General features: G+C 72.3%; 15 protein-coding genes and 1 pseudogene. 12 read left to right on the top strand and 4 right to left on the bottom strand.

Annotation, left to right across the window (positions count from 1 at the left end; genetic code table 11):
* Window positions 1-22 precede the first annotated feature (22 nt).
* The 5 genes and pseudogenes from OP18_RS35280 to OP18_RS35260 form a co-directional block, all read left to right on the top strand.
* Window positions 23-415: pseudogene (locus OP18_RS35280) on the top strand (helix-turn-helix domain-containing protein); the annotation flags it as partial.
* Between the two features lie 17 nt (window positions 416-432).
* Entirely contained in the window at window positions 433-957 is a 525-nt protein-coding gene (locus OP18_RS35275; protein ID WP_033363471.1) for a hypothetical protein, read from the top strand.
* 70 nt (window positions 958-1,027) lie between these two features.
* Window positions 1,028-1,354, top strand: coding sequence for a DUF2516 family protein (locus OP18_RS35270; RefSeq protein WP_033363470.1), 327 nt, complete (start codon window positions 1,028-1,030; stop codon window positions 1,352-1,354).
* A 10-nt stretch (window positions 1,355-1,364) separates the two neighbouring features.
* On the top strand, window positions 1,365-2,252 hold the full coding sequence (locus tag OP18_RS35265; RefSeq protein ID WP_156090022.1) for an alpha/beta fold hydrolase: 888 nt from the start codon (window positions 1,365-1,367) through the stop codon (window positions 2,250-2,252).
* A gap of 174 nt (window positions 2,253-2,426) precedes the next feature.
* Window positions 2,427-3,164 carry an alanyl-tRNA editing protein gene (locus OP18_RS35260; protein ID WP_033363468.1) on the top strand — a complete coding sequence of 246 codons (738 nt, stop codon included), beginning with the start codon at window positions 2,427-2,429 and terminating at the stop codon, window positions 3,162-3,164.
* Between the two features lie 373 nt (window positions 3,165-3,537).
* Here OP18_RS35260 and OP18_RS35255 read toward each other — a convergent pair whose 3' ends face one another.
* Complete coding sequence (locus OP18_RS35255) at window positions 3,538-3,945, bottom strand: GntR family transcriptional regulator (protein WP_033363467.1); 408 nt, start codon at window positions 3,943-3,945, stop codon at window positions 3,538-3,540.
* Window positions 3,946-4,071: 126 nt separating this feature from the next.
* Here OP18_RS35255 and OP18_RS35250 point away from each other — a divergent pair, with 126 nt between their 5' ends.
* Genes OP18_RS35250 through OP18_RS35240 form a run of 3 tightly spaced genes read left to right on the top strand, consistent with a single transcriptional unit; the run spans window position 4,072 to window position 5,468 of the window.
* On the top strand, window positions 4,072-4,260 hold the full coding sequence (locus OP18_RS35250; protein ID WP_033363466.1) for a hypothetical protein: 189 nt from the start codon (window positions 4,072-4,074) through the stop codon (window positions 4,258-4,260).
* Complete coding sequence (locus OP18_RS35245; RefSeq protein ID WP_033363465.1) at window positions 4,260-4,610, top strand: hypothetical protein; 351 nt, start codon at window positions 4,260-4,262, stop codon at window positions 4,608-4,610. The genes OP18_RS35250 and OP18_RS35245 overlap by 1 nt, the downstream gene beginning before the upstream one ends.
* A gap of 39 nt (window positions 4,611-4,649) precedes the next feature.
* The gene (locus tag OP18_RS35240; RefSeq protein ID WP_052387800.1) at window positions 4,650-5,468 is read left to right on the top strand and encodes an EI24 domain-containing protein; all 819 of its coding nucleotides are present in this window, start codon (window positions 4,650-4,652) and stop codon (window positions 5,466-5,468) included.
* A 27-nt stretch (window positions 5,469-5,495) separates the two neighbouring features.
* On the opposite strand, the gene OP18_RS35235 is transcribed toward OP18_RS35240, so the two are convergent.
* Window positions 5,496-6,254, bottom strand: a complete 759-nt coding sequence (locus OP18_RS35235) for a maleylpyruvate isomerase family mycothiol-dependent enzyme (protein WP_033363464.1) — start codon at window positions 6,252-6,254, stop codon at window positions 5,496-5,498.
* Window positions 6,255-6,340: 86 nt separating this feature from the next.
* Between OP18_RS35235 and OP18_RS35230 the strand changes: the two genes are divergently transcribed.
* Window positions 6,341-7,363: a UDP-N-acetylmuramate dehydrogenase gene (locus tag OP18_RS35230; protein WP_245635633.1), complete on the top strand. Its 1,023-nt coding sequence runs from the start codon at window positions 6,341-6,343 to the stop codon at window positions 7,361-7,363.
* A gap of 10 nt (window positions 7,364-7,373) precedes the next feature.
* Here the strand turns inward: OP18_RS35230 and OP18_RS35225 are convergent, their stop codons facing one another.
* Together OP18_RS35225 and OP18_RS35220 are read right to left on the bottom strand one after the other, a co-directional pair.
* Window positions 7,374-8,126, bottom strand: a complete 753-nt coding sequence (locus tag OP18_RS35225; RefSeq protein ID WP_033363462.1) for a methylase — start codon at window positions 8,124-8,126, stop codon at window positions 7,374-7,376.
* A complete protein-coding gene (locus OP18_RS35220) occupies window positions 8,126-8,881 on the bottom strand; it encodes an SDR family oxidoreductase (RefSeq protein ID WP_033363461.1) in 756 nt (251 codons plus the stop codon). Before OP18_RS35220 ends, OP18_RS35225 begins: the two co-directional genes overlap by 1 nt.
* Before the next feature lie 129 nt (window positions 8,882-9,010).
* On the opposite strand from OP18_RS35220, the gene mshA reads away from it, so the two are divergent.
* The 3 genes from mshA to OP18_RS35205 are packed head-to-tail and all read left to right on the top strand — an operon-like array spanning window position 9,011 to window position 12,292.
* Window positions 9,011-10,327 (top strand): D-inositol-3-phosphate glycosyltransferase, encoded by a 1,317-nt coding sequence (gene mshA / locus OP18_RS35215; RefSeq protein ID WP_156090021.1) that lies wholly within the window; start codon window positions 9,011-9,013, stop codon window positions 10,325-10,327.
* Window positions 10,324-10,821 carry a type III secretion system chaperone family protein gene (locus tag OP18_RS35210; RefSeq protein ID WP_033363460.1) on the top strand — a complete coding sequence of 166 codons (498 nt, stop codon included), beginning with the start codon at window positions 10,324-10,326 and terminating at the stop codon, window positions 10,819-10,821. Before mshA ends, OP18_RS35210 begins: the two co-directional genes overlap by 4 nt.
* Before the next feature lie 13 nt (window positions 10,822-10,834).
* Window positions 10,835-12,292, top strand: coding sequence for a glycosyltransferase family 39 protein (locus OP18_RS35205; protein ID WP_033363611.1), 1,458 nt, complete (start codon window positions 10,835-10,837; stop codon window positions 12,290-12,292).
* Window positions 12,293-12,373: the final 81 nt, after the last annotated feature.

Below are 12,373 nucleotides of genomic sequence, written 5' to 3'. Positions count from 1 at the left end.
AGGGCGAGCTACCGTCAGTGACGTGACTGAAGAGCCGCGCGACCTGGGTGGGTTCATTCGTGACCTGCGCCGTAACGCGCGCATCTCGCTCCGTCAGCTCGCTGAGCAGGCGGGGGTCAGCAACCCGTATCTCAGCCAGATCGAGCGTGGCCTGCGCAAACCGAGCGCCGAGGTGCTCGCGCAGCTCGCCGGGGCACTGCGGGTGTCGACCCCGCTGATGTACCTGCGAGCCGGCCTGCTCGAGCGCGAAGGGCACGACGTCCTGGCCGCGATCGCTGCGGACAGTGAGCTCACCGTGGCCCAGAAACAGTCCCTTACGCAGATCTACGAAACCTTCCGGCGCGAGAACGCGCGCCAGGATCCGGACGGCATCGCCTCGGGGGCGGGGCTCGAAGCCGATCCGGCATCGACGACGAAGCCAGAGGAGTCAACATGACCACCAGCACCACCACCCGGAAGATCCCCACGCCGCTCTACGCCGCCGCCGGCGCCGGTGACCTGGCCTACCAGCAGCTGCGCAAGCTGCCCGCGCAGGTCGCCCACCTGCGTGCCCGGGTCGAGGAGCTGCGCCCGGCCGTCACCGACGTGAAGCTGCGCCAGGACCTGGACCGGCTGCGCGGTGCCGCCCGGCGCAACGCCGAGTCGATCCTGGCCAACGCCCAGGCCGGCGCGCAGGTCGCCCAGGACCGGGCCCTCGCCGTCTACACCGACCTGGTCAGCCGCGGCGAGAAGGTCGTCGCCGGCGGCCGCACCACCGAGGCGAAGATCGAGATCGAGCCGGCCACGAAGACCGTGACCGCCGAGGTCGCCGTCACCCCGACCCCGGCCGACGTGGCGCCGGCCGTCGCGCCGAAGCCGGAGGCCGCGGCGTCGACCGTGCCGGCCGCCGATTCGCCGGCTGCGGCGCCCGTGAAGAAGGCCACCGCGGCGAAGAAGACCGCGGCCGCGAAGAAGTAACCGGGAGTTTGTCGGGAGCCCTCCGGCACCGTCTCGCACGGGCCGGGGGGCTTCGGAATAAGCTCGTGGGATGGTGACTGCGGTGCCGATGTTCTACGAACGGGTCGAGCTCTACATCGACCTGGCGGTGTGGATCTTCTGCCTGGTGCTCGGCGCCGCGGCGTTGCTGCACTGCCTGGTCCAGCGCGCCGACGCGTTCGCCGCGATCGGCACGATGTCCAAGACCGTCTGGCTGGCCATGACCGGTGGCGGTCTGCTGCTCACCGCCCTCGCGCCGCAGCTGCGCCTGGGCTATCTCAGCATCTTCCTGCTCATCTCCGCCGGCATCTTCGCCGTGTACCTGCTGGACATCAGACCCGCGCTGCGCGACGCGGTTGACGGCCACGGTTCGTGGTGATGGCGGTTCATTGATGGATTTCCGCTGGCCGCCGCCGCCCGACGGCAGGCCCGACCGGTTCCGCCCGCCCGTGACCCGCGGGCCGCAGACCGGCCGGCCGACCCTCCCCGCACCGCCGACCGAGCAGATCGCCACCCCGCACGGCGTCGAGCTGGAATGGCTCGTCACCGGCGACGGCGAGCCCGTCACCGTCTTCGCCCACGGCCTCGGCAGCGGCATCGCCGAGACCCGCCCGCTGGGCAGCGCCGTCACCGGCCGCAAGGTGTTCTTCCAGTTCCGCGGGCACGGCCACTCCGCCTCCCCGGGAGGCGTGTGGACATATGCCGACCTCGCCCGCGACCTGCGCGCCGTCGCCGACCTGTCCGGCGCCACCCGCGCCCTGGGCGTCAGCCTCGGCGCCGGCGCGCTCTGCCGGCTGCTCGCCGACAACCCCGGCCGTTTCGAGCGCGCCGTGTTCTTCCTGCCCGCCGTGCTCGACACGGCCCGGCCCGCCGCCGCGCAGGAGCGCCTCACCGCGCTGCTCGAGGCGATCGAGGCCGGCGACGCCGCGGCCGTCGCCGACGTGATCTCCATGGAGGTCCCGGTCCAGGTGCGCAACTCGCCGCCGGTGTGGGCGTTCCTGCGCCAGCGGCTCGACCAGCTGATGCGCGACGGGCTCGCAGCCGGCCTCGGCAGCCTGCCGGCCCAGGTCGCCGTCGAGGACCGCGCCGACCTGGCCAAGGTCTCCGCGAAGTGCCTCGTCATCGGCGCCCGGGGCGACGACCTGCACCCGGTCTCCGTCGCCGAGCAGCTCGCCGAGTCCCTCCCCGACGCCGAGCTGCACGTCTACGACCGCCCCGGCGTCGTGTGGACCCAGCGGGCCGACCTGCGCGGCCGGATTTCATCCTTCCTGAACTGATACGACCGGTCTGCCGCTCCGCTTCTGACCGAACGGCTGACCCGTGCCGCGTATCAGGGGCGTCCCGTCGCGCGTCTGTCCTACGGAACTACGAACTTCGCGACGACCTGCTGGGGGAGGATCGGACCATGACCGCGCTGCGCCGCTGGGCCGGACCGACATAGAGTTTGCGACATGGGTGTCACGCAACACGGTAGGACCGCCCGCCTGGACCTCGCCGACCCGACCCTGCGCGAGTGGACGTGCGTCGTCCTGCACGCCGATGCCGCCGAGGGCATCGTGCTCGACCGCTCCGCCTTCTACCCCGGCGGCGGCGGTCAGCCCCCGGACCACGGGGTGCTGCTCTGGCAGGGGGTCCAGACCCGGATCACCGGGACCCGCAAGGGCGACGACCTCTACCTCCTGCCCGCCGAGGGCGACCCGCTCCCGCCCGTCGGCACCGAGGTCATCGGCGCCGTCGAGGACGACCGCCGCACCAAGCTGATGCGCACCCACTCCGGCCTGCACGTGCTGGGCGGCGTGGTCTTCCGCGACTTCGGCGCCCTGGTCACCGGCGGCTCCATGGAGCCCGCCGAGGCCCGCATGGACTTCAACCTCCCCGAGGTGCCGGCCGACTTCAAGGCCAGGCTCGAGGAGCTCATCAACGCCGAGGTCGCCGCCGACCGCAAGGTCGTCACCAAGGTCCTCGCCCGCGACGAGGCGCTCGCCCTGCCTGACATCATCCGCACCCAGTCCAACCTGATCCCGCCCGACGAGCAGGAGATCCGCATCGTCGACATCGTCGGCCTCGACGCCCAGGCCGACGGGGGGACGCATGTCGCCTCGACCGCCCAGATCGGCCGCATGCAGGTCGTCAAGGTCGAGAGCAAGGGCAAGGCCAACCGCCGGGTGAGGGTCCGCCTCACCGACTGACCAGCCACCGGCGGGCGCCGCTCAGCGCCTGACCTTCAGCCGGCGGGACGCGGAGGTCCCGCACTGCCTGCCGACCGCGGGGAGGCCGCGCGGGTCGCTCACGGCCAGCCGGGCTCGGAGGTCACGGGGGTCGGCCACGGCCCGTCTACCGCACGGGTAGCTCATAGCGGGCCCGGGCGCGGGAATCGCTTCCGGCGGTGGCGAGAGCGTCGAGGAGGGCGTGCCACGCGGTCTGCGGTCGCCTGGGCCGGTCCTCGCCGCCGTCGGGCCGTTCGCTGTGAGCCCTGATGCGCGCACCGCAGGCGCTGGCGGCATCGCCGGCCCTCGGTGTCCGCCCGTGCGTCGCCGCCCTTCCGGCGTGGCCGGGCACGGCTCAGCGGCCGACCTTCAGGTGGTGGGCGCCGGCGGGCAGGATCAGCTTCTGCCCGTCCGCCCGGGTGACCTCCAAGATCGGCTCGCCCGGGTCGATGCCCAGATCCCGCCGCTCCGGATCGGTCGGCATGCGGCCGATGACCTCGTCGCCGGCGCGCAGCTCGACGATCTCGCGCTGCGGCGCCGGCCGGACCTGGGTCCGCGCTCCCCGGGCCGTCACGACCAGCCCTTCCTGCCGCAGCACCGCCACCGCGTTGCGCACGGCGGGGCGGCCCAGCGAGTACTCCTGCATGAGACTGCTCTCCGACGGCAGGTACGCCGCCGGCGCCAGCGCCCCCGACTTGATCTGCTCGCGCAGCAGGTCTGCCAGCTGCTGGTACAGCGGCCGATCCGAACTCCGGTCGATCATGCGACAACCGTAGATAGCCCTCGGATCTTGTCGGCTTGCCGTCCTATGCGCACATGGCCCTATACTGAGCCATGAGCATCAGCGAAGCTCGATCGGGGGGAGACCATGCCACGCTATTCTGACGAGATGGACACGTCCGCGGACGGCTCAGCGCTGCCGCCGCACACCCCTGGCGCTGGCAGGGCACTGCTGCGGCAGCTGTGGGGACCCGACCGGGTGCCCGAGGCGTCACCCGAGGTCAAGCGCCAGGTGGAGGAGCTGATCGCGCGGGCGCAGCGGTCCATCGCCGAGCGCCGGGGGCAGGCGACGGCCTGATGTTCGTGCTCGACGCGAGCGCGATCGTCGCCCTGTTCGACTCCTATGATCCAGTGCTCGAGCTGTGGTCCCATGCAGACTGCGACGAGCTGCTGCTGGCGTTCCCCGTCGCGGCGATGATTGAGGCCGGCGAGCGGGCCGAGATCAGCGCGACCGCGTGGGATCCGCTGCTGTGGTCGACGTCGATGCGCGTGCTGCCGATCGGCGAAGTCGCCGCCAAGCATCTCGGCACCCAGATCGGCTCCCTCGCGGCCCGGCACGCCGTCTGGGAGTCGGCCGCCACCGGATGGCCGGTATTGACCTGCGAGCCCGACCTGTATGGCGCCGGCGTCCACGTGCACGCCATTTAGCGCGATCCCGGGGGCATGGTCCGGCACGCTCCCGGGATCATGAAAGATGGCGGGGTGGTGGCGTTGAAGACGATGTGGGCGGAGTTCGCCGAAGGGGCGCGGCTGCTCGGCCGGGGTTTCGCTATGTACGGCCGCAGCCCCCGCCTCCTCATCCTCGGGCTGGTCCCGGCGGTCATCTCGTTCCTGCTGCTCGGCACCGCCTGGTTCTTCCTGCTGTGGTTCATCCGGGACCTGTCGGCGGCGGTGACCTGGTTCGCCGACGACTGGGGGTCGCCGTGGCGGGGGCTCACCAGGTTCGGCGCCGGCGCGGGGATCGTGATCGTGTCGGCGTTGGTGTCGGTGCTGACGTACACGGCGCTGACGCTGCTCATCGGGGACCCCTTCTACGAGGTCATCTCAGAGCGGGTCGAGCAGCGGTTCGGTGGCACGCCGGGGATGAGCGACCTGCCCTGGCACCGGACGATCCTGAAGAACGCCGCCGACTCGGTCAGGTTGATCGTGCTGGGGATCGTGGTCGCGGTGCCGCTGTTCCTGTTGGGGTTCGTGCCGGTGCTCGGGCAGACGGTCGTGCCGGTGCTCGACGCGGTCGTCGGCGGGTGGCTGCTCGCCGTCGAGCTGACCGGCGTGCCGTTCAACCGGCGTGGCCTGCGGCTCAAGGACCGCCGGGCCATGCTGCGCGCCAACCGGCCCCTGGCGCTCGGGTTCGGCGTGCCGGTCTTCGTGATCCTGCTGATCCCGTTCGCCGCGGTCCTGGTCGTGCCGGCGGCGGTCGCCGGCAGCACCCTGCTCACCCGCAAGCTGTTCGGCCTGCCGATCGACAAGCCCGCCGAGACCGGCGACAAGCTCGTCCGCGTCTAGCGGAGCGAAAGGCCCCGAACGCCGCTGTCAGCCGGTGCGCAGGCCTTCCAGGAGGCTGGTGTCGCCGCTGACGAGGAGCGTGTCGAAGGCGACCCGTCCATACAGCGCCAGCACCAGGTCGCTGGCCGGGCCGCTGGCGGTGGCGCGCTCGTGGTGGTCGTCGGTGTCCAGCAGGGTGTCGGTGTCCAGGAGGGCGACCCCGGCGCCGCGGAGGCGGACATACCAGACATGGTCGACGTCGGTGCCGTGCAGGGCGATCATGCCGGCCCGGTTGGTGGGGCCGCTGCGGCGGCCGGCGGGCAGCCAGCTGTCGAGGACCTCGGTGACGCCGTCGCTGGCGAGCTTCGGCTCGATGGGTTCGCTGAGGCCGCCGGCCATCTGGGCGTCCCAGCGGTGCACGGCGGTCTCGTGGGCCATGCGGCGGTGCCAGAAGGAGGCCTTCTTCGCCTGCGGTGCCCAGTTGAAGGCGGGCAGGTCAGGGTCGACGGCGTCGAGGGTGGCGACCAGCTCCGTGAAGGCGTCGGTCCAGGCGACCACGGGGTCGACGCCGGTGGGCAGCGGCTCGTCGGGGCGCGGGTCGGGGCGGTCGGTGACGCCGCGCGGGACGACGCCGTTGACCCAGACGTAGATCTGGGTGAGGTGCCAGGCGAGGTCGCGCAGCTGCCAGCCGGGGCAGGTGGGCACGGGCGCGTCCAGCGGGATCGTGCCCAGGGCGGCGCGGAAGGCATCGCCCTCGGTGCGCAGCGCGGTGAGCCAGAACTCCTTGGTGAGCTGCGGCTTGCTCATCGACGATCACTCTCCCGGTCCGGACGCTGCAGCTCCAACATTAGGGCACGCCTTACTCTGGTGCGGTGTCCGAAGCAGCTACGCCAGTGTCCAGCCTTGCCGAGCTCACCACCTTGCACCTCGGTGGCCCCGCGGGTCGTCTGATCGAGGTGACCTCGGACGAGGAGGCGGTGGCCGCCGTGCGCGGCGGCGATGAGCTGCTCATCCTTGCCGGCGGCAGCAACGTGGTCATCGCCGACGAGGGGTTCCCGGGCACCGTGGTGCTGCTGCGCCAGCGCGGCATCGAGGTGGCGCACCGCGGCGACGGCGGCGTGCACCTGACCGTCGCGGCCGGGCACCCGTGGGACGACGTGGTGGCGACCGCGGTCGCCAACGGCTGGTCGGGGATCGAGTCGCTGTCGGGCATCCCGGGTTCGGCGGGGGCGACCCCGATCCAGAACGTCGGGGCGTACGGGCAGGAGGTCGCCGAGACCATCACCGCGGTGCGCGTCTACGACCGGGCCCGCGACGAGGTGCTCACCATGCCGGCCGGTGCGTGCGGGTTCGCGTACCGCACGAGCGTGTTCAAGCACAACGACCGGTTCGTGGTGCTCTCGGTGACGTTCGGGCTCGCCGCGTCGCCGCTGTCGACGCCGGTCCGTTACGCGGAGCTGGCCCGCACGCTCGGCGTGGAGCAGGGGGCGGCCGCGCCGCTCGACGAGGTCCGCGCCGCGGTGCTGAAGCTGCGCGCCGGCAAGGGCATGGTCCTGGACCCCACGGACCGCGACACGTTCTCGGTGGGCTCGTTCTTCACGAACCCGGTCGTCGCCGCCGAAGCGGTCGCCGCTGTACGCGCATCCGCCGGCGAACCCCCCGCCTGGCCGGCCCCGGACGGCATGGTCAAGCTCAGCGCGGCGTGGCTCATCGAGCGGGCCGGCTTCGGCAAGGGCTACGGCGAGCCGGGCAGCGGCGTGGCCCTGTCGGGCAAGCACACCCTCGCGCTGACCAACCGCGGCACCGGCACCACGGCCGCCCTGCTGGGCCTGGCCCGGGAGATCCAGGCGGGGGTGCGGGCGAAGTTCGGCGTGCGGCTGCACCCCGAGCCGGTCCTGGTGAACTGCGCGCTGTGAGGGAAGCGCGCTACAGCAGGCAGGAGTAGGGAACCGTCAGCTCGCCGAGGCGCCAGCGGGCCGGGCGGTCCAGGACCGGCCAGCCGGCGGCTCGGGTCGCCTCGACCGCGCGCCGCCAGCGCTGCCGCGGGCCGAACGTCGACAGCGGCGCCGCGGCCCGCCACGCGGTGTCCAGTGTGGACAGCAGGGCGTGGATCGGCCGGCCCGGCACGTTGTGGTGGATGAGGCACTTCGGCAGCCGCTCGGCCAGGGTCGCCGGGGTGTCCAACGTGGACAGCCGGCTGGCGAGGGTCAGTGTCCGCGGCACGCCGGCCTCGACGGTGACCCAGGACGCCAGCCGGCCGAGCTCGTCGCAGGTGCCCTCGACGAGCACCGCGCCGGTCGCGGTCATCGCCGCCCACGCGGACGGCACGTCGGCGAGGTCGTACTGGCGCAACACGTTGAACGCGCGCACGACCGTCGGGGCGAGCCCGGCCAGCTCGAAGCCGCCCCGGCGGAACTCCAGCGCCGGCGGGTCGGCGAAGGGCTGGGCGACCGCGACCCGCGCCGGGTCGATCTCCAGGCCGACGACCCGGATCCCGGGGCCGAGCCGGCGGTGCAGCTCAAGGGTGGTGATCGGCGAGGCGCCGTAGCCGAGGTCGACGACCAGCGGCGACTCGGCGCGGGCCAGCACCGCGCCGAGGGTCGCCACGATCCAGTTGTCGACCCGGCGGAGCCGGTTGGGGTTGGTGGTGCCCCTGGTGATGGCGCCGATCGGCCGCATCACTGCACCCGGTGCACCTTGTGCTGGGCGGCCTGGGCGAGCGGGCGGACGACGAGCCGGTCGATGTTGACGTGGTGCGGCCGGGTCGCGGTCCACGCGACGCAGTCGGCGATGTCGTCGGCGACCAGCGGGAACTCGACGCCCCGGTAGACGGCGGCGGCCTTGTCCGCGTCGCCCTCGAAGCGCTTGAGGGCGAACTCGTCGGTCTTGACCATGCCGGGGTCGATCTCCACCACGCGGATGGGGCGGCCGTTGAGCTCCAGGCGCAGCGTCTCGGCGACCGCCGTCTGGGCGTGCTTCGCCGCCGTGTAGCCGCCGCCGCCCTCGTACACGATGAGACCCGCGGTGGAACTGATCACGATGATGGTCGCCCGGCCCGACTCGGTCAGCAGGGGCAGCAGCGCCTTGGTGACCCGGACGGTGCCCAGGACGTTGACCTCGAACATCCACTGCCAGTCGGTGAGGTCGGCCTCCTCGACGGTCTCCGCGCCGATCGCACCGCCGGCGTTGTTGACCAGCAGCTCGACGGGGGCACCGAGACCGGACACCGTGTCGACAAGGCGGGCGATGTCCGCATCGGAGGTGATGTCGGCCACAACCGCGGTCGCCGAGGGCAGGGACGCGACGAGGGCGTCGAGCCGGTCGGCGCGGCGCGCGACCGCCACGACGTGGAAGCCCTCCTTGGCGAGCCGGCGGGCGGTGGCGGCACCGATGCCACTGGAGGCGCCGGTCACAACGGCGATGGGAGAAGACATGAGGCCAATCCTGCCGCAATCCCCGGCGCGCGCAGTGACCAACGCAACGGTGGGTAGATGGCCGCCCGGGAGGGAACATGGACGGTTGGGAAGATGTAACCGTCCGGCAACAGATGAAGGAGCACCCACGTGGCGCGGGTCGACTCGCTGCACAGGCACACCCCGCAGTCCCGTCGCTCCCTTCCACGGAGGGTCGCGACGCTGTCGGTGCACACGTCCCCGCTCGACCAGCCGGGCACCGGCGACGCCGGCGGCATGAACGTGTACATCGTGGAGGTCGCCGAGCGCCTGGCCCGCGCCGGCGTCGAGGTGGAGGTCTTCACCAGGGCCACCTGCAGCGAGCTGCCGCCGGTCGTGGAGATGGCGCCCGGCGTGCTCGTGCGCCACGTCATCGCCGGGCCGTTCGAGGGCCTCGCGAAGGAGGACCTGCCGGCGCAGCTGTGCGCGTTCACCAACGGCGTGCTGCGCGCCGAGGCGTCCAGGGCACCCGGCTGGTACGACCTCGTGCACTCCCACTACTGGCTGTCCGGCCAGGTCGGCTGGCTGGCGAAGGACCGCTGGGGGGTGCCGCTGGTGCACACCGCGCACACCCTGGCGAAGGTGAAGAACCAGCTGCTCGCCGACGGCGACAAGCCCGAGCCGATCGCCCGCGTCATCGGCGAGGAGCAGGTCGTCGCCGCGGCCGACGGCCTGGTCGCCAACACCCCGGCCGAGGCCGCCGACCTGATCGAGCTGTACGCCGCCGACCCCCGCCGGGTCAGCGTGGTGCCGCCCGGCGTCGACCTGGACACGTTCACGCCGTCGCAGACCCGCGACCGCAAGAAGTTCGGCCTGCCCGAGGACGCCCTCGTGGTGGCGTTCGTCGGCCGCATCCAGCCGCTGAAGGCACCTGACGTGCTGCTGCGCGCCGCCGCCGAGCTGCGCGCCCGCGACCCCGAGCTGGGCGAGAAGCTGATCGTGGCGATCTGTGGCGGGCCGAGCGGCTCCGGGCTGGACCGGCCGACGGCGCTCATGGACCTCGCCGCCGAGCTGGGCATCGCCGACTGCGTGCGGTTCCTCCCGCCGCAGCCGCGCGACGACCTGGCGCAGCTGTTCCGGGCCGTGGACCTGGTGGCGGTACCGAGCCACAACGAGTCGTTCGGCCTCGTCGCGATCGAGGCCCAGGCGTGCGGCACGCCGGTCGTCGCGGCCGCCGTCGGTGGCCTGGTCACCGCGGTGCGCGACGGCGTGTCCGGGATCCTGGTGGACACCCACCGCCCGGCCGACTGGGCCGCGGTCCTCGGCGACCTGCTGGCCCGTCCCGCCCGGCGGCTGGAGCTGTCGGCGGGTGCCGTGCGGCACGCCCACGAGTTCTCCTGGAGCCACACCGCGAGCGGCCTGCTCGCCGCGTACCGCGACGCCCTCACCACCCACCGCGACACCGAGCTGCTGGCGGCGATGTCATGACCACGACGCAGGACGTGCGGCAGCTCATCGAGCGGGTGTGCGACGAGCGGGAGATCGCCTGGGAGAAGACCGGCGACAGCTCCTACGTGGTGGTGCTGCCGGGCACGCACAAGCAGAAGACCAACTGCAACCTCATCGTCGGCGAGCACACGCTGCGGGTCGAGGCGTTCGTCATGCGGCACCCCGACGAGCACCGCGAGGAGCTGTGGGAGTGGCTGCTGCAGCGCAACGCCCGCATGTACGGTGTCGCGTTCTCCGTCGACCAGGTCGGCGACGTGTACCTGATGGGCCGGCTGCCGCTGCACGCCGTCACGGAGGACGAGCTGGACCGGCTCCTCGGCGCGGTGCTGACCTACGCCGACGAGAGCTTCGACCCGATGCTCGAGATCGGCTTCGGCTCGGCGATCCGCCGCGAGTGGCAGTGGCGGGTCAAGCGCGGCGAACCGCTGGACAACCTGAAGGCATTCGCGGCCTTCGTGGAGCGCGACGCTTAGCTAACCTGTGCCGGTGACCGAGCGGCTGGCCTGGAAACCTGTCGGCGCGGTCGCGGCCACGGCCGCCGCCGCGCTCCTGCTGACGATCAACCGGTACGACTACCACCGTGACGAGCTGTACTTCCGCATGGTCGGCGCGCACCCGAAGTGGGGCTACGTCGACCAGCCACCGTTCACGCCGCTGCTGCTGCGGCTGTGCGCCGACGTCTTCGGCGACACGGTGTGGGCGATCCGCCTGCCCGGCGTGGCCTACATCGTCGCCGCCGCGTTCCTGCTCGCACTGATCGCCCGGGAGGCCGGCGGCGGCGCCGTCGCGCAGACCCTGGCCGCGAGCGGCGTGCTGACCACGTTCGTGCTGGTGGCCACGCACATCAGCATCACCGCCGCGCCGGACCTGCTGATGTGGCTGCTGGTCATCCTGTGCGTGCTGCGCGCGATGCTGCGCGGCCGGGAGCGGTACTGGCTGCTCGCCGGTCTGCTGGTCGGGCTGGCGCTGTACAACAAGCACCTGGTCATCCTGCTGCTGCTGACGTTCGCGGCGGGGGTGCTGGTGCTGGGGCCGCGCAAGGTGCTGCTGTCGCGGTGGCTGTGGGCGGGGCTCGGCATCGCGCTCGTCGTCGGCCTGCCGAACCTGCTGTACCAGATCGCCAACGACTACCCGCAGCTGGACATGGCGGCGGCCCTCGCCGAGAACAAGGGCGACGAGGCCCGGGTCACGCTGCTGCCGCTGCAGCTGGTGTGGCTGGGCCCGCTGTTCGTGCCGGTGTGGGTGGCGGGGATCGTGACGCTGCTGCGCAACCCCGAGCTGCGCCCGGTCCGCGCGCTCGGGCTGGCGTACCCGCTGATGCTGGTCCTGCTGTTCGTGGTCGCCGGCCAGCCGTACTACACGGTCGGGCTGCTCGCCGCGCTCTTCGCGATCGGCACGGTGCCCGTCGAGCGGCGCGTCACCCGCCGCTGGATCCTGGCCGCCGGCGCGGCCGTCAACGCCGGCTTCGCGATCCTGACCTCGCTGCCGGTGCTGCCGGTCGGCGTCGTGGGCGGCACCCCGATCCCCGCCATCAACCAGGGCATCTCGGATCAGGTCGGCTGGCGGCGGTACGTGCGGCAGGTCGCGGACGTCTACGACGCCCTCCCGGAGCAGGACAAGCCCCGCACGGTACTGCTCACCGGCAACTACGGCGAGGCCGGCGCCCTGGACCGCTACGGCAAGGCGCTCGGCCTGCCCGATGTCTACAGTGGACAGAACGAGCTGTGGTGGCTCGGGCCGCCGCCGCCGTCGGCCACCGTGGTGGTGCTCGTGACGCAGGGCGACCCGGGCCGGTCGGCCGCGTTCGGGTCCTGCGAGCACAAGGCCGATCTCGACAACGGTTACGGCGTGGAGAACGAAGAGCAAACAGCTCGGGTCTTCGTTTGCCGGGGTCTCACGGGCACCTGGGCTGAGCTGTGGCCGAGCTTCCAGCATTTCGATTGATTTCAATTATTTCAGTTGTGTGAGGGAGCCGACAGTCCCGTTACTTGTCGCTGCATTTCCTCGCCGCGTACCGTCAATGAC

It is taken from the genome of Dactylosporangium aurantiacum (assembly GCF_000716715.1).
Lineage (GTDB): Bacteria > Actinomycetota > Actinomycetes > Mycobacteriales > Micromonosporaceae > Dactylosporangium > Dactylosporangium aurantiacum.
The sequence above is the reverse complement of the archived record's forward strand: the minus strand, read 5'-3'. Positions and strand labels throughout refer to the sequence as shown.